Origin of the sequence: Quisquiliibacterium transsilvanicum, assembly GCF_014202215.1 — a bacterium.
GTDB lineage: Bacteria > Pseudomonadota > Gammaproteobacteria > Burkholderiales > Burkholderiaceae_E > Quisquiliibacterium > Quisquiliibacterium transsilvanicum.
The window spans coordinates 495,993-515,038 of sequence record NZ_JACHGB010000004.1; the positions used below are offsets into that span (position 1 = coordinate 495,993).

Annotated in this window: 19 protein-coding genes; 11 read left to right on the forward strand and 8 right to left on the reverse strand. The window is 70.7% G+C overall.

The window, feature by feature from the left end:
- Nucleotides 1-30: 30 nt before the first annotated feature.
- Nucleotides 31-936: an EamA family transporter gene (locus tag HNQ70_RS11725; protein ID WP_183967659.1), complete on the forward strand. Its 906-nt coding sequence runs from the start codon at nucleotides 31-33 to the stop codon at nucleotides 934-936.
- A gap of 49 nt (nucleotides 937-985) precedes the next feature.
- Here HNQ70_RS11725 and HNQ70_RS11730 read toward each other — a convergent pair whose 3' ends face one another.
- From HNQ70_RS11730 to HNQ70_RS11750, 5 genes are all read right to left on the reverse strand, one after another.
- Nucleotides 986-1,963, reverse strand: coding sequence for a DUF808 domain-containing protein (locus HNQ70_RS11730; RefSeq protein ID WP_183967661.1), 978 nt, complete (start codon nucleotides 1,961-1,963; stop codon nucleotides 986-988).
- A gap of 42 nt (nucleotides 1,964-2,005) precedes the next feature.
- Entirely contained in the window at nucleotides 2,006-3,028 is a 1,023-nt protein-coding gene (gene mltB / locus HNQ70_RS11735; protein ID WP_183967663.1) for a lytic murein transglycosylase B, read from the reverse strand.
- 74 nt (nucleotides 3,029-3,102) lie between these two features.
- A complete protein-coding gene (locus HNQ70_RS11740) occupies nucleotides 3,103-5,136 on the reverse strand; it encodes a transglutaminaseTgpA domain-containing protein (protein WP_183967665.1) in 2,034 nt (677 codons plus the stop codon).
- 1 nt (nucleotide 5,137) lies between these two features.
- Entirely contained in the window at nucleotides 5,138-6,100 is a 963-nt protein-coding gene (locus HNQ70_RS20530; RefSeq protein ID WP_221302770.1) for a DUF58 domain-containing protein, read from the reverse strand.
- A gap of 7 nt (nucleotides 6,101-6,107) precedes the next feature.
- Nucleotides 6,108-7,031: an AAA family ATPase gene (locus HNQ70_RS11750; RefSeq protein WP_183967667.1), complete on the reverse strand. Its 924-nt coding sequence runs from the start codon at nucleotides 7,029-7,031 to the stop codon at nucleotides 6,108-6,110.
- Between the two features lie 278 nt (nucleotides 7,032-7,309).
- Here HNQ70_RS11750 and HNQ70_RS11755 point away from each other — a divergent pair, with 278 nt between their 5' ends.
- The gene (locus HNQ70_RS11755; RefSeq protein WP_183967669.1) at nucleotides 7,310-8,104 is read left to right on the forward strand and encodes an enoyl-CoA hydratase; all 795 of its coding nucleotides are present in this window, start codon (nucleotides 7,310-7,312) and stop codon (nucleotides 8,102-8,104) included.
- Here the strand turns inward: HNQ70_RS11755 and HNQ70_RS11760 are convergent.
- A complete protein-coding gene (locus HNQ70_RS11760) occupies nucleotides 8,076-9,296 on the reverse strand; it encodes an alkane 1-monooxygenase (RefSeq protein ID WP_183967671.1) in 1,221 nt (406 codons plus the stop codon). The genes HNQ70_RS11755 and HNQ70_RS11760 overlap by 29 nt on opposite strands.
- A 41-nt stretch (nucleotides 9,297-9,337) precedes the next feature.
- Complete coding sequence (locus tag HNQ70_RS11765; protein ID WP_183967673.1) at nucleotides 9,338-9,982, reverse strand: MarR family winged helix-turn-helix transcriptional regulator; 645 nt, start codon at nucleotides 9,980-9,982, stop codon at nucleotides 9,338-9,340.
- A 50-nt stretch (nucleotides 9,983-10,032) separates the two neighbouring features.
- Here HNQ70_RS11765 and HNQ70_RS11770 point away from each other — a divergent pair, with 50 nt between their 5' ends.
- The 4 genes from HNQ70_RS11770 (at nucleotide 10,033) to HNQ70_RS11785 (ending at nucleotide 14,264) form a co-directional block, all read left to right on the forward strand.
- Nucleotides 10,033-10,782, forward strand: a complete 750-nt coding sequence (locus HNQ70_RS11770; protein WP_183967675.1) for an electron transfer flavoprotein subunit beta/FixA family protein — start codon at nucleotides 10,033-10,035, stop codon at nucleotides 10,780-10,782.
- A complete protein-coding gene (locus tag HNQ70_RS11775; RefSeq protein WP_183967677.1) occupies nucleotides 10,783-11,715 on the forward strand; it encodes an electron transfer flavoprotein subunit alpha/FixB family protein in 933 nt (310 codons plus the stop codon).
- A 160-nt stretch (nucleotides 11,716-11,875) separates the two neighbouring features.
- Nucleotides 11,876-13,687, forward strand: a complete 1,812-nt coding sequence (locus HNQ70_RS11780; protein WP_183967679.1) for an acyl-CoA dehydrogenase — start codon at nucleotides 11,876-11,878, stop codon at nucleotides 13,685-13,687.
- Between the two features lie 181 nt (nucleotides 13,688-13,868).
- Nucleotides 13,869-14,264, forward strand: coding sequence for a hypothetical protein (locus HNQ70_RS11785; RefSeq protein WP_183967681.1), 396 nt, complete (start codon nucleotides 13,869-13,871; stop codon nucleotides 14,262-14,264).
- A gap of 100 nt (nucleotides 14,265-14,364) precedes the next feature.
- Here the strand turns inward: HNQ70_RS11785 and HNQ70_RS11790 are convergent, their stop codons facing one another.
- On the reverse strand, nucleotides 14,365-14,517 hold the full coding sequence (locus HNQ70_RS11790; RefSeq protein WP_183967683.1) for a hypothetical protein: 153 nt from the start codon (nucleotides 14,515-14,517) through the stop codon (nucleotides 14,365-14,367).
- An 807-nt stretch (nucleotides 14,518-15,324) separates the two neighbouring features.
- On the opposite strand from HNQ70_RS11790, the gene HNQ70_RS11795 reads away from it, so the two are divergent.
- The 5 genes from HNQ70_RS11795 to trmD all read left to right on the forward strand — a co-directional run bounded on the left by HNQ70_RS11795 (nucleotide 15,325) and on the right by trmD (nucleotide 18,866).
- Nucleotides 15,325-16,518 carry a PA0069 family radical SAM protein gene (locus tag HNQ70_RS11795; RefSeq protein ID WP_183967685.1) on the forward strand — a complete coding sequence of 398 codons (1,194 nt, stop codon included), beginning with the start codon at nucleotides 15,325-15,327 and terminating at the stop codon, nucleotides 16,516-16,518.
- Nucleotides 16,519-16,520: 2 nt separating this feature from the next.
- Nucleotides 16,521-17,117, forward strand: a complete 597-nt coding sequence (locus tag HNQ70_RS11800) for a DUF4124 domain-containing protein (RefSeq protein ID WP_183967686.1) — start codon at nucleotides 16,521-16,523, stop codon at nucleotides 17,115-17,117.
- 87 nt (nucleotides 17,118-17,204) lie between these two features.
- Entirely contained in the window at nucleotides 17,205-17,465 is a 261-nt protein-coding gene (gene rpsP, locus HNQ70_RS11805; RefSeq protein WP_183967688.1) for a 30S ribosomal protein S16, read from the forward strand.
- Between the two features lie 37 nt (nucleotides 17,466-17,502).
- Nucleotides 17,503-18,024 (forward strand): ribosome maturation factor RimM, encoded by a 522-nt coding sequence (gene rimM / locus HNQ70_RS11810; protein WP_183967690.1) that lies wholly within the window; start codon nucleotides 17,503-17,505, stop codon nucleotides 18,022-18,024.
- A gap of 71 nt (nucleotides 18,025-18,095) precedes the next feature.
- Entirely contained in the window at nucleotides 18,096-18,866 is a 771-nt protein-coding gene (gene trmD / locus HNQ70_RS11815; protein WP_183967692.1) for a tRNA (guanosine(37)-N1)-methyltransferase TrmD, read from the forward strand.
- The last annotated feature ends 180 nt before the right edge of the window (nucleotides 18,867-19,046 follow it).

Genomic DNA, 19,046 nt, shown 5'->3' on the forward strand with positions numbered 1-19,046 from the left:
CGCCGCCGACGGCTCGCGTCCGGGGCCCGGGTGAGCGCGCTGCCGGCCGCCGTGGCCGCGCCCGCCGCGCATCCGGCGCGCGGCATCCTGCTGATGGTCGCCACGGTGTGCTCGTTCGCGACCATGGAGGCGATCGTCAAATGGCTGTCGCAGTCCTATCCGGTGCCGATGATCACCTGGGCGCGTTACCTGGTGCAGGTGCTGCTGATGCTCGTGGTGTTCTGGCCGCGGATGGGTCCGCGGATCCTGGTCACCCGGCGCCCCGGGATGCAGGTGCTGCGCGGCGCGCTGCTCGGAGTTGCGTCACTGACCTTCTTCACCGGGCTGGCGGGCATCCCGCTGGCCGAGGCCACTGCCATTTCGTCGATCGGCCCGATCCTGGTGACGGTATTCGCAGTGCTGCTGCTGGGCGAGAAGGCGCCGGCCGGCACCGCATGGGCGCTGGCCGCGAGCTTCTGCGGCGTGCTGCTGATCGTGCGGCCGGGCAGTTCGGTGTTCGCCTGGAGCGCGCTGTGGCCGCTGGCGAGCGCGTTCTGCTACGCCGGCTACCAGCTGCTGACGCGGCGCCTGGCCGGGGTCGATGACGGCAATGCGACGCTGCTGCTGGGCGCGCTGGTGGCGACCGGGGCGCTGAGCCTGATGGTGCCCTTCCACTGGGCCACGCCGCGCAACCTGATCGACCTGGGGCTGCTGGTGGCCACCGGCGCGATCGGTGCGCTGGGCCACTTCACGCTGGTGCGGGCGCTGGAGTCGGCGCCGGCCACGCTGCTGGCGCCGTTCAGCTACCTGCACCTGGTGGTGTCGCTGTTCCTTGGCCTGCTGGTCTTCGGCACCTTTCCGGACGGGATCGCGCTCGCCGGCATCGGGCTGATCGTCGCGAGCGGAATCGTGATGCTGGTGCGCAGCCGGCGGGCGGTGGATCCGGTCGAGGACTGATCACAGCGGGCCGCGGTCTCCGCAGGGCCGCGCCTGCGGCCGGGCGGGCTCAGTGACTGCGCCCGGACAGCCGGCGCACCAGGCTCACCACCGCCACCGTGAGCCCGCCGGCCACGATGCCGACCGCGGCGTTCACGCCGGTCTGGGCCAGGGTGCCGACCACTCCGCCGAGACCGGCCAGGCCTTCGACCCAGTGGTGCAGCCAGGGGATGCCGTGCACCAGGATGCCGCCGCCCACCAGGAACATCGCAGCAGTGCCGGCGATCGACAGCCCCTTCATCAGCCAGGGCGCGGCCGCGAGGATGCCGTGCCCGAGGCTGCGCTGGAAGCGGGCCCAGGCGCCGGTTCCGGGGCGCTGGCTGAGGTGGAGCCCGGCGTCGTCGAGCTTGACGATGCCGGCCACCAGACCATAGACGCCGATGGTCATGATCAGCGCAATGCCCGACAGCACCGCGACCCGGGTGCCGAAATCGGCGCCGGCGACCGCGCCCAGTGTGATCGCGATGATCTCGGCCGACAGGATGAAGTCGGTGCGCACCGCGCCGCCGATCTTCTCCTTCTCGAAGGCGACCAGGTCCACGTCGGGGTCGAGCACCGCCTTGATGCGGCGGCCGTGTTCCTCGGCCGCATCCGGCGCGGGGCCGATGTGGTGCCAGATCTTCTCGAAGCCCTCGTAGCAGAGGAACAGGCCGCCCGCCATCAGCAGCGGCGTCACCGCCCAGGGCGCGAAGGCGCTGATCGCCAGCGCCGCCGGCACCAGGATCAGCTTGTTGCGCATCGATCCCTTGAAGACCGCCCCGACGACCGGGAGCTCCCGGTCGGCCTTCACGCCGGAGACCTGCTGCGCGTTGAGCGCGAGGTCGTCGCCCAGCACGCCCGCGGTCTTCCTCGTCGCGACCTTGGTCAGGGCAGCGACGTCGTCGAGCGCGCCGGCCGCCTGCTTCGCGGAGATCTTGGTCATGATCGCGACGTCGTCGAGCAGCGCGGCGATGTCGTCGATGAGGAGCAGCAGGCTGCTTCCGGCCATTTCGGTGCGTCCCTTGGTGTGCCTGCCTGCGCCGCTGCGGCCTCAGCGGGCGCTGGCGAGGACCTCGGCGAGCTCGATCACCGCCATCGCATAGAAGCTCGAGCGGTTGTAGCGGGTGATCACGTAGAAGTTGCGCGCGCCGAGGTGGTAGTCGGGGTCGGCGTCCGCGTTGGGGAGGTCGATCAGCGCCAGCAGCGCGTCGGCAGGAATCTCCGCAGGGCTTCCCACGCCGCGCTCGGCGAGTTCGGCCGCGGTGAAGCGCGGCTCGATGCCGGCTTCGATCAGCGGCGCCGGGTCGGTCCCGGGCGCGAAGCGCGCCGGGTAGTGGGTCGGCTCGCCGCCGCGCCAGCCGTGTTCGGCCAGGAAGCGGGCGACGCTGCCGATCGCGTCGACCGGGCTGGCGCGCAGGTCGATCTTGCCGTCGCCGTCGAAGTCGGTGGCATAGCGCCGGATGCTGCCGGGCATGAACTGCGGCAGGCCGATCGCACCGGCGAAGGAGCCGCGCACCGAGGTGACGTCGGCGCCGTCCTCGCGCGCATGGAGCAGGAACTGTTCGAGCTCGCTGCGGAAGTAATCGGCGCGGCGCGGGTAGTCGAAGGCCAGCGTGGACAGCGCGTCGAGCACCCGGAAGTCGCCGGTCACGCGGCCGTAGATGGTCTCGACGCCGATGATCGCGACCACGATCTCGGGCGGAACCTGCCAGGTGGCCCGGGCCCGCTCGAGCGCGGCCTCGTGGGTGCGCCAGAAGGCGACGCCTTCGCGCACCCGCAGCGGGTCGAGGAAGCGCGCGCGGTAGGCCTTCCAGGAGCGCTTGAAGCCGCTGGGCGCGGGCGCGATCAGGCGCAGCACCGTCGCGTTGCGGCGAGCGTCGCGGAACACGCGCTCCAGCGCCGGGCGCTCGAAGCCATGGCGCTCCACCATGGCGTCGACGAACTCGGCGGCCTCCGGCCGGTCGCCGTAATGTGGAGCCTCGGCGGCGGGAGGTCTTGCGGGTTCAGCCGGCGGGCGCTTCGCTTCGGCGGGGACCGTGGCGATCACGAGCAGCACGGCGAGCAGCAGCGGCATCCAGCTGCGCCGGCGGTCCGCGGACGGCCGGCGTGGAAGGGAAGGACGGGAAGCGGGAGTCGGGAGCGGGAGAGTCAAGGCTTGAACGCATGCACGAGGGTGCGCAAGTGTCGCACGCGTTCGCCCCGTGCTGGCGCCTCGGCCCCGTAGCGCAGCAGGTTGTAGAGGTCGACGATCGAGCGGGCCCGCTCTGCCTCCCCTGGCTCCAGCACATCCTCGGCGCGCTCGAGCAGCCGGTGCGAGGTTTCGTGGGGCTCGCGCAGGATGCCAGCCGCGGCCAGCCGCTGGCAGAACTCGGCGTAGGCCCGTTCGACCGGATCGCGGGCCGCGCGCGGGTGCAGGGTGAGCAGCGCAACTCCGCCGATCAGCACCGCGAGGCCCGCGGCGAGCAGGCCGATCAGCGACTGCCAGTCGAGCCCGAGCCCGAGGCTGGCCAGCAGGCGCTGCTGGCGCGCCCGGTCGTAGGAAAGCACCCACTGGCTCCAGGCGTTGCCCAGCGCTTCGAAGTTGAACCTCAGGCTGTCGAGCAGCGGCAGGTCCAGCCCGGCGAGTTCGCCGGCCGGGCGCAGCGCGCGGCTGCCGAGCTCGATCCGGTCCGGGGCGATCGCCGCAGTGGGATCGACCCGGACCCAGCCGCGGCCTTCGAGCCAGACCTCGGTCCAGGCATGAGCATCCGCCTGGCGAACGATCCAGTAGCCGTCGACCGGATTGCGCTCGCCGCCCTGGTAGCCGGTGACCACGCGGGCCGGCACCTGCATCGCGCGCATCAGGACGACGAACGCGCTTGCATAGTGTTCGCAGAAACCGGCCTGCGTGCCGAACAGGAAACCGTCGACCGGGTCGCGCTCCAGCAGCGGCGGCTGCAGCGTGTATCGGAAGGGCGCTGCGCCAAACATCGCCAGTACCCGCTGGACCAGCGCCTGGGCTCGGCCCGTGCCTTCCGGCGTCTCGGCCAGCCAGCGCTGCGCGAGCTCAGTCGTCCTGGGGTTTGACCTCTCGGGCAGGCGCAGCCAGCTGGCCAGGCTCTCGGGCGTTTCGTTCAGCCCGAACCGGTAGTCGGTCTGGCTTTCGAGCCGATAGCGCAGGCGCTGCGTGACCGGCGAGCGCGCCATCAGCAGCATGTCCGGCATCAGCAGCGCGTCGCCGCTGGGCAGTCCTTCCACGCGCACCGGCGCCTCCAGCGCGAACAGCCAGGGCCGGTTGCTCGCTTCCTGCGTCACCGTGTAGCGCAGCGTCGAGACCGGATCCCCCTGCACGCTGGCCAGCGGCATCGGCGCCGACGGCCGCGCCAGCGGCTTCCAGGTCCGGCCATCGAACTCGCCGAACACCGGGCCGCGCCAGTACATCTGCGCGGGCGCCGGGGCGTCGCCGTCGAACAGCACCCGGAAGGCCAGCGCGTCCGAGCGGCTGAGGCTGGAGATCTGGCCGGGACTCATCGACTCGGACAGCCCGGTGCCGCCGGTGTGTGCGTCGTCCGGCAGCCCCCACAACGGTCCCTGCACCCGCGGGAACAGCACGAAGAAGAGGATCGCGATCGGCGCCGCCTGCAGCAGGATCGTGCCCGCGGTCCGGAAGCGGCGCGCCACCGGCTGCTCGCGAGTTCCGAACTGCATCGTCAGCATCGCGGTGAGCAGCGCCAGCACCGCCACGCCGGCCAGCGCTGCGGTCAGCATCGACTGCGAATGGAAGAACGAGGTCAGCAGCAGGAAGAAGCAGAGGAAGATCACCACGAACAGGTCGCGGCGCGCGCGCATCTCCATCAGCTTCAGGCCCAGGAACAGCACCAGCAGCGCCACTCCGGGTTCGCGCCCCAGCAGCGTGCCGTAGTGGGCGAACACCGCGGCCCCGCAGGCGATCGAGGCCACCCAGCGGACCGAGTCGCGCGGCAGCCAGCGCCCGGACATCACCAGGCCGAAGCGCCACAGGAACAGGATGCCGAAGCCGGCCGAGGTCCACCACGGCAGGTGCGGTAGCTGCGGCAGCACCGCCAGCAGGATCGCGCCCATCAGGAACAGCGTTTCGCGGCGGTCCCGTTCCCATTGTTCGCCCAGCATGCCGCCCAGTGCGCGCAGCGAGAGCTTCAATCCGCCGCCGGTCGTCGCTCGCACCTCAGGCCTCCAGCGTGGCGAGCGCCTCTAGGCAGCGCTCGCGATGCTCGGGGCCGGCATCGGAGTCCAGCCGCGCGCCCGGCAGCAGCAGTGCCCAGCGCGCACCGGCGGCGTCGGCGTCCATCACCCAGCGGGTCAGCCGCGACACGCGCGCCTCCACGTCGAGGTGCGCCGGCAGGCGGTGCCAGTCGAGCACCAGGTCGCCGCGCTCCCCGCCGTCGAACTCCTTGGTCAGCAACTCGTCGGACGCGGTGCGCGCCATCGCTTTCCAGGCGATCCGGCGCGGGGAATCGCCGGGCCGGTAGGGGCGCACCGCAGCGACGTCGTCCTCGGCGCCGCCGACGCCCTGGGCGTCGCCGGCCAGCTCGAAGGCCTCCGGCAAGGGCGCGGCAGGCGTTTCAGGCGTCGGGTAGACCAGCGCGCGCATTGCCGGCTGCCACCATGCCCAGGCACGCCAGAGGCCCAGCGGATAGGTGGTCCACACCGTGATCTTCGGCACTGCCAGCCAGCCCCGGCGCTCGGTCGGCAGCGCGATGCGCACCGTCTGCTCGGACCCAGGCCCGACGTCGGCCACCTCATGGCCGGCCATGCCGGGCACCCGCAGCCGGATCGCCTGGCGGTCGCCGCGGCCCGGGTTCGACAGCTGCAGGCTGAACTCGGCCGGCTGTCCGGCGAACACCGGTTCGGCGCGGCCGGGCCGCAGCACCAGCGCCGTCAGGTTGGCGTAGGCATGCAGCAGGGCCACGATGGCGACCGCGGCGAGCAGGAAGGTGAGCATGAAGCCCAGCTGCAGCGCGTAATTGATCGAGGCGACCAGCATCGTGAGCAGGACCAGCGCATAGAGCATTCCGGCCCGGCTCGGCAGCACGTAAACGTTGCGCCGCGCGAGCGTCAGCTCGCCCTGAGCGGGGCGCCTGCGTGCCTCGATCCAGCGGGCAAGGCGCTCGAAGGGGAGGGCGCCCACGGCCGCCTCAGGGCACCGCCACCGACCTGAGCACGCCGGAGACCAGCTCCGCGCGCCCGCGATGGGAGACGGCGCCGCCCTTCGCAGGACGCAGCCGGTGCCCGGCCACGGCCTGCAGCACCGCCTGCACGTCGTCTGGCAGCACGTGGTTGCGGCCGTCGAGCATCGCCCAGGCGCGCGCCGCCTGCAACAGGCCGAGGCCTGCGCGCGGCGACAGGCCCTCGGCCAGCGCGGGCGAGCGGCGGCTGAAGGTGAGCAGGTTCTGCACGTAATCCAGCAGCGCCGGCGCGCAGCGCACCTCCCGGACCTGCCGCTGGAGGTGGCGCAGCTCGTCGATGTCCATCCGCGGCTTGAGCGCGTCGAGCAGCGCCCTGCGGTCCTTTCCCTCGAGCAGCGCGCGCTCGGACTTGGGGTCCGGGTAGCCCAGTTCGATGCACATCAGGAAGCGGTCCAGCTGCGACTCGGGCAGGGGAAAGGTGCCGATCTGGTCCTGCGGGTTCTGGGTGGCGATGACGAAGAACGGATCGGGCAGCGGGTGGGGCGTGCCGTCGATCGACACCTGCCGCTCCTCCATCGCCTCGAGCAGCGCGCTCTGGGTCTTTGGGGAGGCGCGGTTGATCTCGTCGGAGAGTAGGACCTGGGTGAAGACCGGGCCGGGGTGGAACACGAACTTCGCGTTGTCCCGGTCGAAGACGCTGACGCCGACGATGTCGGCCGGCAGCAGGTCGTTGGTGAACTGCACCCGCTTGAACTGTAGACCGAGGGAAATCGACAGCGCGTGCGCCAGCGTGGTCTTGCCGACGCCGGGCAGGTCCTCGATCAGCAGGTGTCCGCGGGCGAGCAGGCAGGCGAGCGAGAGGCGTATCTGCGGCTGCTTGCCGACGACGATCTGGCCGACCTGGGCGGCGACCGACTGGATGTTCTCGAGCATTCGGGCAGGGCCAGAGGCAGGTAGCTGCGGGGTCGCGCCGAGTGTACGCGAGGCCCCGCGGACGGCGCTCCCTGGCAGCGGCGGGGCCGACGGCCGGCGCTCAGCGCGTGGCGAAAGGGGACGGCTGGCGCGCAGACCGCGGCTCAAGGTCACCGGTGCGAGGTGCGCGCCGGCGCAGCGCATCGACGCGCCGCCGGCCCTCCCGAAACTGCTACGATCGACCGGGCCCGCCGCCGGGGCCTGCCCCGGTCCGTCCGAACCTTCTCCAGGAGGCCGACATGTCCGCCGTTCCGAACACCGCCGCCGACGCACCGCTCGTCCAGGTCAGCCGCGAGGGCCCGGTCGTCACGCTGACCCTCAACCGTCCCGCCCAGTTCAACGCACTTTCGGAGGGGCTGATGGCCGCGCTCCAGGCGGAGCTCGACCAGGTGGCCGCTGACGATTCGGCCCGCGTGGTGATCCTCGCCGCGGCTGGCAAGGCCTTCTGCGCGGGTCACGACCTGCGCGAGATGCGCGCCGACCCCTCGCAGGAGTACTACCAGACGCTGTTCGCGCAGTGCGCGAAGATGATGCTGACGATCCAGCGGATGCCGCAGCCGGTGATCGCCCGGGTCCATGGCATCGCCACCGCGGCAGGCTGCCAGCTCGTCGCGATGTGCGACCTGGCCGTGGCTGCCGACGAGGCGAAATTCGCGGTCTCCGGCGTGAACCTTGGCCTGTTCTGCTCGACCCCGTCGGTGCCGCTGTCGCGCAACGTGCCCCGCAAGACCGCCTTCGAGATGCTGGTCACCGGCGAGTTCATCGATGCGCGCACCGCTGCCGAGAAGGGACTGGTCAATCGCGCAGTTCCGGCCGCCGAGCTGGACGCGGAGATCGCGCGGCTGGCGCAGCTGATCGCGGCCAAGCCGCCGGTGGCGATCGCAGCCGGCAAGGACCTGTTCTACCGCCAGCTGGAGATGGGCGTCGAGGCCGCCTATCAGCTCGCGGGGCAGACGATGGCGTGCAACATGATGGAAGAGCCGACGCTCGAGGGCGTGCAGGCCTTCATCGAGAAGCGCAAGCCGAACTGGTAGCCGGCGGCCGGGGCGGGCGCCCGTACCGGCGGTACAGCGCCTCGCGCCGGCGCGGGTCGACGTTCACCCGCTCCAGGTCCCCCGCCACCTGCTCGAGGGCCATCAGCCGCGGGTCCATCACCCGATACCAGAGCCACGGCAGGTAGGCGATCGGGAACATGCCCTGGTAGCCGCTGGGCAGCCGGGGCAGGTCGGGGAAGTTGCGCAGGCACTGGTAGCGGCGCGACGGGTTCGCGTGGTGGTCGGAGTGGCGCTCGAGCTGGAACAGCATCAGGTTGGTGTAGGTGTGGTTGGCGTTCCACGAGTGATGCGGCTGCGGGCGCTCGTACCTGCCGTCGGGCAGCCGGCGGCGCAGCAGTCCGTAGTGCTCGACGTAGTTGGCGCTGGTCAGCTGCCACCAGGCCACCAGGTTGTGGATGACCAGGAAGGGCAGCAGCTTCCAGCCGAAGGCGGCCAGCAGGCCGCCCTGCAGCGCGCCGGTGATCGCCCCCGACTGCAGGATCGCGTTGTCCGCGTGCCAGACGGACCGGCCGGCGCGCGCCAGCCGCGCGCGCTCCAGCGCCCATGCGCGGCGCATCGCGCCGGGCACTTCGCGCAGCGCGAAGCGGTAGATGCTCTCGCCCATGCGCGCGCTGGCTGGGTCTTCGGGCGTGGCGACGTGCCGGTGGTGCCCGCGGTTGTGTTCGACGCAGAAGTGGCCGTACGCGGGCACCGCCAGTACCAGCTTCGCCAGCCACTGTTCGAGCCGCGTGTTCTTGTGTCCCAGCTCGTGCCCAGTATTGATGCCCAGCCCGGAGCCCAGCCCTGCGGCGTACGCCACGGCCAGGTAAGCCCACCAGGACAGCGCCTGCGTGCCCACCCACCAGGCGGCGCCGACCAGCGCCACGTAGTGCAGCGGCACCGCAAGCCAGGTCAGCACCCGGTAATAGGGGTCCGCCTCCAGCTGGGGCACGATCGCTTCGGGCGGGTTGTTCTCGTCCTCGCCGAGCCACCAGTCGAGCAAGGGCCCCAGCAGGTAGGCGATCGCCAGCGGCGTCAGCAGGAAGGCTTCGTTCCCGGTGGCCAGGTGCAGACCGATGCCCGTGAAGCCGATCACCGGGTTGACCACCGAGCCCAGCCAGAGCCAGCGGCGCCGGTCGCGGTACTCGATGCGGCCGAGGGCGGGATCGTCGCGGAAATAGGTGGCGGGCATGGCGGCCTCGCTGCGTGAGGGAGGGCCCGTCGGAGCTGGCCTCAGTCCCAGTCGGAAGATAGCAGCTGCTTGAGCTGTGCGAGCCCTTTCCTGCCGATCTGCCCGGCGATCCGTTCCTCCACCCGCTCGATCATGCGCGCCCCCGCGCGGTTGAGCTCGCGTCCGGCCTCCGTGTAGAACACCAGCTTCGAGTTGCCCCGTTCGGGGTCGTCGCGCAGTTCGAGGATGCCGCGGCGGGCGAGCTCGGCCACGGTCTTGTGCACCGCCTGCCGCGAGATGGCCAGGCGGCGCGCCAGTTCGGCCATGCTCATCGGCTTGCCGGCCATCAGCGCCAGCAGCCGGCTCTGCGCAGGCGTGAGGAACGCGAAGTCGCTGCTGAGGCGAACACTGTTCATGATCTCGCGCGCGAACCAGTCGTTGCGTGCGAGCAGCAGCTGCTTGAGGTTCGCCGTGGCCGGACCTCGTTCTTCGTCCGGCCTGGCCGGACCTGCTTCGTAGTCGTGGGATCGCGCGGGGTTCATTTCATCCGTCTCGTCAACAAAGGTTGACACGCGGATTGTGGCGGCGTATTCTGCCGACGTCAACTGGGGTTGACGACAATGGGCGTTCCGCGCCGGGCCGACGAAGCCCTCGGCAGCGCGGATCGTTCCGCCGGCTGGAGCGTCACAATTCGGTTCGGGCGCCATCCATCCCTATAATCGAGGTTTTTCCTCCAACGAAGGCGGCGAGAGCGGCGATGAAGATTCTTGTACCCGTGAAGCGCGTGGTGGACTACAACGTCAAGGTGCGCGTCAAGAGCGACGGCAGTGGCGTGGACATCGCGAACGTGAAGATGTCGATGAACCCCTTCGACGAGATCGCAGTCGAGGAGGCCGTGCGCCTGAGAGAGAAGGGCGTGGCAACCGAGGTCGTGGCGGTGAGCTGCGGCGTGGCCGCGTGCCAGGAAACCCTGCGCACCGCGCTGGCGATCGGCGCGGACCGCGCCATCCTCGTCGAGACCGACGCCGAACTGCAGCCGCTGGCGGTCGCCAAGCTGCTCAAGGCCCTGATGGACAAGGAGCAGCCCGGCCTCGCCATCCTCGGCAAGCAGGCGATCGATGACGACGCCAACCAGACCGGCCAGATGCTGGCGGCGCTGGCAGGTACCGGCCAGGCCACCTTCGCCTCGAAGGTGGAAGTGGCCGACGGCAAGGCGACGGTCACCCGCGAGGTGGACGGCGGTCTCGAGACCATCGTTCTGTCGCTGCCGGCGGTGGTCACCACCGACCTGCGCCTGAACGAGCCGCGTTATGTCACGCTGCCCAACATCATGAAGGCCAAGAAGAAGCCGCTCGAGACCGTCAAGCCGGCCGACCTGGGCGTCGACGTCGCCCCGCGCCTGAAGACGCTGAAGGTGGTCGAGCCCGCAGGGCGCAAGGCAGGCATCAAGGTCGCCGACGTCGCGGCCCTCGTCGACAAGCTCAAGAACGAAGCGAAGGTGATCTAAATGGCAGCACTGGTCATTGCTGAACACGACAATGCATCCCTGCGGGGAAGCACGCTGAACACGGTCGCCGCCGCGGCGAAAGCCGGCGGCGAGGTCACCGTGCTGGTGGCCGGCCACAATTGCGCCGGCGCCGCCCAGGCTGCCGCCGCTGTTGCGGGCGTCACCAAGGTCCTGGTCGCCGATGCCGCCCACCTGGGCGATCATCTGGCCGAGAACGTCGCCGAGCAGGTGCTGGCGGTCGCGCAGGGCTTCTCGCACATCGTCGCGCCGGCCACCGCGTTCGGCAAGAACGTGGCGCCGCGCGTCGCTGCCCGCCTGGACGTTGCGCAGATCTCCGAGATCACCAGCGTCGAGAGCGCCGATACCTTCGTGCGGCCCATCTACGCGGGCAATGCGATGGCGACGGTGCAGAGCACCGATGCGGTCAAGGTGATCACGGTGCGCACCACGGGCTTCGACGCCGCCGCGGCCACCGGCGGCTCGGCCACGATCGAGAACGTCGCTGCGGTCGCCGACTCCGGCAAGTCGCAGTTCGTCAGCCGCGAAGTCGCCAAGAGCGACCGCCCCGAGCTCGCCGGCGCCAAGATTGTCGTCTCCGGCGGCCGCGGCATGGGCAGCGCCGAGAACTTCAAGATCCTCGACCCCCTCGCCGACAAGCTCGGCGCCGCGCTGGGCGCCTCGCGCGCCGCCGTGGACGCGGGCTACGCGCCCAACGACTGGCAGGTCGGCCAGACCGGCAAGATCGTCGCGCCGCAACTGTACGTGGCGGTCGGCATCTCGGGCGCCATCCAGCACCTGGCCGGCATGAAGGACAGCAAGGTCATCGTCGCGATCAACAAGGACGCGGAAGCGCCGATCTTCGGCGTGGCCGACTACGGCCTGGTCGCCGACCTGTTCCAGGCGGTGCCCGAGCTGGTGAGCGCGCTGGGCTGATCCGGCAAGATCGACTGCTCACTCCGGACTGCGGCGCCCCCAAGGGCGCCGTGCCGGGCTGACGGCAGGGCAGTACTGGCGCGCGGCGGGGAAACCCGTCGCGCGTCTTTGCATCGAAACTACGCATCGAACAACGAGCAGCACGCGCAGGAGCACCCAGATGAGCTACGTCGCACCGGTGAAGGACATGATGTTCGTGGTCAGGGAACTGGCCGGCCTCGAGGATGTCTCGAGGCTGCCCGGCTGCGAGGAGGCAACCGACGAAACCGTCGAGGCGGTGCTCCAGGAGAACGCCAGCTTCGTCCAGGACGTGCTCGCGCCGCTCAACTGGGATGGCGACGTCGCCCCGTCGAGCCTCGCCAATGGGGTGGTCACCACCACCAGGGGCTTCAAGGAGGCCTTCCACGCGTTCGGCGCCGGCGGCTGGCAGGGCGTGAAGCACCCGGTGGAGTTCGGCGGCCAGGGGCTGCCCAAGCTGGTGGCGACGCCCTGCATCGAGATGCTGAACTCAGCGAACATGTCCTTCGCGCTCTGTCCGCTGCTGACGGACGGCGCCATCGAGGCGCTGCTCACCGCGGGCTCCCAGGACCAGTGCACGCGCTACATCCCGAACATGGTGTCGGGCAAGTGGACCGGCACGATGAACCTGACCGAGCCGCAGGCAGGCTCGGATCTGGCGCTGGTGCGCGCCAAGGCCGTGCCCCAGGGCGACGGCTCCTACCGGATCTCCGGCCAGAAGATCTTCATCACCTATGGCGAGCACGACATGGCCGAGAACATCGTCCATCTGGTGCTGGCCCGCACGCCCGAAGCGCCCGAGGGCGTCAAGGGGATCTCGCTGTTCATCGTGCCGAAGTTCCTGGTGAACGAGGACGGCAGCCTGGGCAAGCGCAACGACGTCTGGTGCTCCTCGATCGAGCACAAGCTGGGCATCAAGGCGAGCCCCACCGCGGTGCTCATCTTCGGCGACGGCAAGGGCGAGGTGGGCGAAGGCGCGATCGGCTACCTGGTCGGCGAAGAGAATCGCGGCCTCGAGTATATGTTCGTGATGATGAACTCCGCGCGCTTCGCGGTGGGCATGCAGGGGGTCGCGGTCGCCGAGCGCGCCTACCAGCGGGCGGCGGCCTTCGCCAAGGAACGCGTCCAGAGCCGGGACGTCGCAGGCTCGAAGGGACCCGTCACCATCATCCATCACCCGGACGTTCGGCGCATGCTGATGACGATGCGCGCACTGACCGAGGGCGCGCGTGCGCTCGCCTACGTGGGAGCGGCTGCGAGCGACGCGGGACATCACCATGCGGATGCGGAAGTGCGCAGGCAGAACATGGCCTTCTACGAATTCCTGGTGCCGATCGTGAAGGGCTGGTCCACCGAGATGTCGGTGGAGGTGGCCTCGCTGGGCGTGCAGGTGCATGGCGGCATGGGCTTCATCGAGGAGACCGGCGCCGCGCAGCACTACCGCGACGCGCGCATCCTGCCGATCTACGAAGGCACCACGGCCATCCAGGCGAACGACCTGGTCGGCCGCAAGACCACGCGCGACGGCGGCGCGTTCGCGAAGTCCGTGGTGGCCAGCGTGCGCGAGACCGTGCAGGCCCTGGCGGCGGCCGGAACCGGCTCGGCCGACCTGGCCGCGATCCGCGCGACGCTCGCCCAGGGTGCGGACGCGCTCGAGCGGGCCGTGGAGTTCATCGCGTCGAACGCCAAGGCGGACGTGCGCGCGGTCTACGCCGGCAGCGTGCCCTACCTGAAGCTGGCCGGCATCGTGCTCTCCGGCTGGCAGATGGCGCGCGCCGCGCTCGCGGCGCAGCGGATGCTCGCGGCCGGCGAGGGCGACGCCGCCTTTCTGAAGGCCAAGCTCGCCACCGCGCGTTTCTTCGGGGACCACATCCTGAGCGGCGCGCCGGGCATCGCGCACAGCATCTGCGCCGGCGCGGCCGGCGTGCTGGCGCTGGAACAGGACCAGTTCTGACGCCGCTTCGCCGTGCTCGAGATCGGGGTCTTCGGGCCCTGGCTCGTTCCGATCGGGGCCTTCGGGCCCCGATTTGTTTATGCGGCTTTGGGTATTTGATGGGCCGCCGCGGCGGGATGCGGTCTGATGCCGGATCAGCGCTGCCCGAAGGTCGGGCAGCCAGTCCGCCAGGATGACACCGATGAAGATCCGCTCCCTCGTGCTCGCTTCCGCTGCCGCGCTGGCGTTCCAGCTTCCCGTCGCCAGCGCCGAAGGCGTCTTCAAAGCGGTGATCTACGACGGCGGCTCCAGTTCGGTGCTCGCCCGTGCCGGCGGCACGCTGGCCGCTCCCGCGGCGAGCGGCGCGCGCCTCGTCGTCAAGGCGCAGGCCGACGAAGCGATCAGCGTGCAGTCGCTCGATCCGGACGGTGCGGTGCGCCTGCGCAGCACGTTGCGCACCGACGCGCTGGGCGTCGCAAGCGCGCCGCTGGCCGAACTGACCGGCGATCACCCTGGCGCCATACTGCAGATCGCCCAGCGCAGCAGCGGCCGGACCCTCGAAATCGGCATCGCTGCGGCCCGGGTCGCAGCCCGCTGAAGGCGGTCGCGGGAGCCCTGCCGGCCCGAGCCGGTCTCACTGACGCCTCGGACTGCCCTTCGCCGGTCTCACTGACGCCTCGGACTGCCCTTCGCCGGTCTCAGGGATCGTTGCGCGGGGACTCGACCATGCAATCCGGGTGGGCGTTCCAGCGCTCCCTGCAGAAGCGCAGTCTCACCCGCTCGTTGCAGATGAGCCGGGAGATCGCGCCTTCGTCCGAGCAGCCGGCCTGCTGCGTCTCGGCCAGGCGCATCGGCCTGGCCCGGGGTGGGGCGACGCCGGGTGTGTCCTGGGGCGCTGCCCGCTCGCCGTTCCGGGAAGATACCTCCGCGCCCGCCCGCCCGCCCTGGGTCCGTGCATCCGGCGCTCGCGCCGCTGGCGCAGGACGAGTCGGAGCTGCGCCCGCTGAAGCCGGCGCATCGGCGGGCCGCTTGGCGGAGCTGCGCGGTGTCACTGCCGGCTCGGTGGCCGGCCCCCCGGCCGGCGCTTCCGGCGCCTGCTGAACGGACGGCGGGCGCAGCGACACCGGCGGCTCAGCGGGCCGCCCCGACGCGGCCTTTGCCGCCTCCGCGGTGACCGGGGCGGGAGCGGGTTGGTCGGGACTCGCGGCGCGTTCTGCGGACGCGCTGCTGCGCGCCGCAGCGGGCGGCTGGGCCGGCTGCGACGGCTGCGACGGCTGCGCCGGCTGCGACGGTAGGGACGACGCGCTGCTGTCGGCGCGGTTCGGCGTGCCGGAGGCGACCGTTTCGCCGTAACCGGTGACGGGCATCGTGCGATGGATGGCGTAGATGGCGGCTGCGCCGGCGATCGCCACCGCCACTGCGGCGAGTGCGGTGAGGAGGAGCCTGCGGACCCGACTCTTGCCCGGGGCACCTGCGGCGTTTTTCTGCATGCGCCGATGGTACCGTCGGCCGGGGCCGGACGGTGACCGGATGGTGACCGCACCGGCCTACGCCCGGCAGGGCGCGCGGCGGGCCATTGCGAAGCGGGTCGGATAGGCCGGCAGGCCGATGCGCCGGGCCGATTGCGGCATCCGCGCAGGCGGATCAGAATACTGTTCATGCATACAGATCGAGACCCCTTCACCCCGCCTCCGGCCGAGGAAGGCGAGGCGGGCGCCCCGCGCCGTCCCGCAGCGCCGGTCAGGGGGCGCGGCGCGGTCGGCAATCCGCAGGCGCGCTTCGATCGCTACGTCCGCGAGGCCACCGACGACGGCTGGTTCGGCCCGGAGGGCGACCCTCCTGCGCGCGACACCCGCGTCGATACCGAGCAGGCCCGCAGCGTGATCTCGCGCAACACCTCTCCGGACATACCCTTCACGCTGTCGCTGAACCCCTACCGGGGCTGCGAGCATGGCTGCGTGTACTGCTATGCACGTCCAAACCACGCGCATCTCGGCCTGTCGCCGGGGCTCGACTTCGAAACCCGCCTGGTCGCAAAGGTCAACGCGGCGCAATGCCTGCGTGCCGAGCTCGCTGCCCCGTCGTACCGGTGCGAGGCCCTGAACCTGGGCACGGCCACCGATGCCTACCAGCCCATCGAGCGGGAATGGCGCATCACCCGCGCAGTGCTCGAGGTGCTCGCCGAGTGCGCCCATCCCGTCGCCCTGGTCACCAAGTCCTCGCTGGTGGAGCGCGATCTCGACCTGCTCGCCCCGATGGCGCGCAGGGGGCTCGCGGCGGTCTACGTGTCCGTCACCACTCTGGATCCCGTGCTGGCCCGCCGTTGGGAGCCACGCGCAGCGGCGCCGTGGCGCCGGCTGGAAACCATCCGACGGCTGTCCGAGGCGGGCGTTCCGGTAGGGGTCTCCGTATCGCCCGTCGTCCCTTTTCTCAACGAGCCCGAGCTCGAGCGCATCCTCGGCGCAGCCCGGGAGGCGGGCGCAAGCCACGCGTTCTACACGGTGCTCCGCCTCCCGGGCGAGGTCAGGCAGGTGTTCACGGATTGGCTTCGGGCGGTCTACCCTGAGCGCGCGCAGCGCATCCTCGGCCGTCTTGCCGACATGCGCGACCCGTCCGGACGGGCGCGGCTCAACGACGCCCGCTTCCACAAGCGCATGAAGGGGGAGGGCCACTGGGCGGATCTCCTCGGCCTGCGCTTCCAGCTCGCCGCCCGCAAGCTCGGTTTCAGCCGTGATAGATTGCAGTTGCGCACCGACCTGTTCGTCGCGCCTCGCGCAGATGGACAGTTCGCCCTGTTCCCTTCCGATCCGGCAGGCATGTCGCCGCCGGACCGCGCCGCTCCCGGGGAGTGACCATGACCCGAATCGCCTTCCAGGCTCCGCGCCTGTCGCCGACCTTCGTACTTCTTGCGGCCACGGCCGTGCTCGCGATTGCCGTGCCGGCTCGCGCCGGGTCCGAAAGTACGCCGGCGCTTCGCGCCTCCCAGCCGGCGCCGGGAGCCCTTGCCCCGGACGGACGGGGGCTTGCCGTCCAGGTTTCGGCGTCCCGCGTGTACCGCTCGGTCGGTCCGGACGGACGTGTCGTGTTCGGCGACCAGCCGGAGCCCGGGGCGAAGAGCGTCCTGGCCCGCAGCTTCGCTCCCTCGTCGGACCCGCAGGCGATCGAGACCGCGCGACGCCGGCAGGCCTACTGGCGTGCCCAGGCCGAAGCCTTCTCCGCGCGCCAGAAGGATCGCGAACTGGCGGAGTCGCGTGCCCGCAGCGAGGCTCAGGCTGCAGCCGGTTCAGCCCCGATTGTCCTCATCGTGCCTCGCAATCTCCGGGCGCCGGACTGGGCCGTGCCGGTCCACATGCCGGCCGGTGGCTTCCCCGCGACGTATCCGTCCTCGCCCGGCGCCGCCGCGCAGGTGCCCGCTGCGTTCATCGGAAGCGGCTTCGCCACCGGGCGCTGACCCCGCCCGCAGCGAGGCGTTTGTTCCATTGCCTGCGGCGGGCTATAATTACGGGTTTTTCGAATTCGAACCAACACCGAGGTCAACATGGTCGTGATCCGTCTTACCCGCGGTGGCGCAAAGAAGCGCCCCTTCTACAACATCGTTGCCGCCAACAAGCAGGACCGTCGCGACGGTCGCTTCATCGAGCGCATCGGCTTCTACAACCCGGTTGCCTCGGGCAAGGACGTCGGCGTCAACATCAAGCTCGACCGCGTGAACTACTGGAAAGAGAACGGCGCCAGCCTGTCTCCGACCGTCGAGCGTCTGGTTCGCGATTTCGCCAAGGCTCAGGCCACTGCCGCCTGAGGCTCGAGCCGCAAGGCTCGCCCAAGGCGAATCGCCGATGCCCGAGCCGGACGAAACCGCCCCCGACGACCTGATCGCTGTCGGCCGCGTGGTCGATGCGTATGGAACCCGGGGCTGGGTCAAGGTCGAGTCGTACAACGCTCCGCAGGAATCTGTCCTGCATGCGTGCCGTCGCTGGTGGCTGCCGGATGGTCGCAGCGTGGCCATCCAGAGCGCGCGCCAGCATGGCGCGGTGCTGGCGTGCAAGCCGACCGACTGCTCCGATCGGGATCAGGCCCTGGCGCTCAAGGGACTGGAGATCCGCGCGAGCCGCGCAGATTTCCCGTCTGCCGGCGCGGACGAGGTCTACTGGGTCGACCTGATCGGCTGCAGGGTGCTTAACCGTGAGGGTGTCGACCTAGGGCAGGTGGAGGCGGTCGTCGATCACGGCGCCCATCCCATTCTGGTGCTCGCGGCCGAGGGCGGCGAGCAGCGCATGATTCCCTTCGTCGACCTCTATGTCGACGAGGTGGATCTGGCCGGCCGGCGCATCGTCGTCGACTGGCAGCCTGACTACTGAGCAGTTGCGATGGGCCCTGGGCGCGCGGGAGCTCCGTTCGCGCCCGACGTTCCCCGCAGTCACTCCCACCGATGCGCTTCGACGTCATCTCCCTGTTCCCCGCGATGTTCGACGCCCTGACCGCGCAGGGCATCACTTCGCGTGCGCTCCAGCGGGGCCTCTGGTCGCTGCGCTGCTGGAACCCGAGAGATTTCGCCCGGGATGCCTACCGCACCATTGACGACCGTCCCTACGGTGGCGGGCCGGGCATGGTGATGATGGGAGATCCGCTCGCAGCCGCGCTGGGGGCGATCGAGGCAGACCGCGGCGATCGCACACGAGGCCCGGTGCTGCATCTGTCGCCGCGCGGCAGGCCGCTCACCCACGCGAGGGTGACGGAGCTTGCTGCGCTGCCCGCGGTCACCCTGCTCGCGAGCCGCTACGAGGCGGTGGACCAGCGCTTCATCGACCTGCACGTCGACGAGGAGATTGCGGTGGGGGACTTCGTCGTTTCCGGCGGCGAACTGCCCGCGATGATGCTGATGGATGCGGTCGTGAGGCTGCTGCCGGGCGCGCTCAACGATGCGCGTTCCGCACAGGAAGATTCCTTCGCGACCGGGTTGCTGGACTGCCCGCATTACACGCGCCCCGAACTCTTCGAGGGACGCCCGGTGCCCGAGGTGCTGCTGTCCGGGCACCACGCGCGGATCGCGCGCTGGCGGCGCGAACAGGCGCTGGCGGTCACCCGCGCGCGGCGCCCGGAGCTCCTCGCGTCCCTGCGCCTGGCGGGAGGGCTGGACGCCGTAGACGAGCGCTTCCTCGCCGCCCTGGAGGCGGATGCGGAAATTCGCGATCTGCGTTAGAATCGAAGGCTGTCCGAAGTGCCGCGGCATTCGCCGTGGACCGGCAGATCCCATCCTCTGACCGGGGAACAACAGGTGCCTCACGCGGCAACCGGGCGCAGTCCGGGCGGCAGGGGCGCACGCAAGGCGGGACGCGGTGGCATGCGCGCCTCACCAGATCGATTCGGCGGCTGCGTTCGC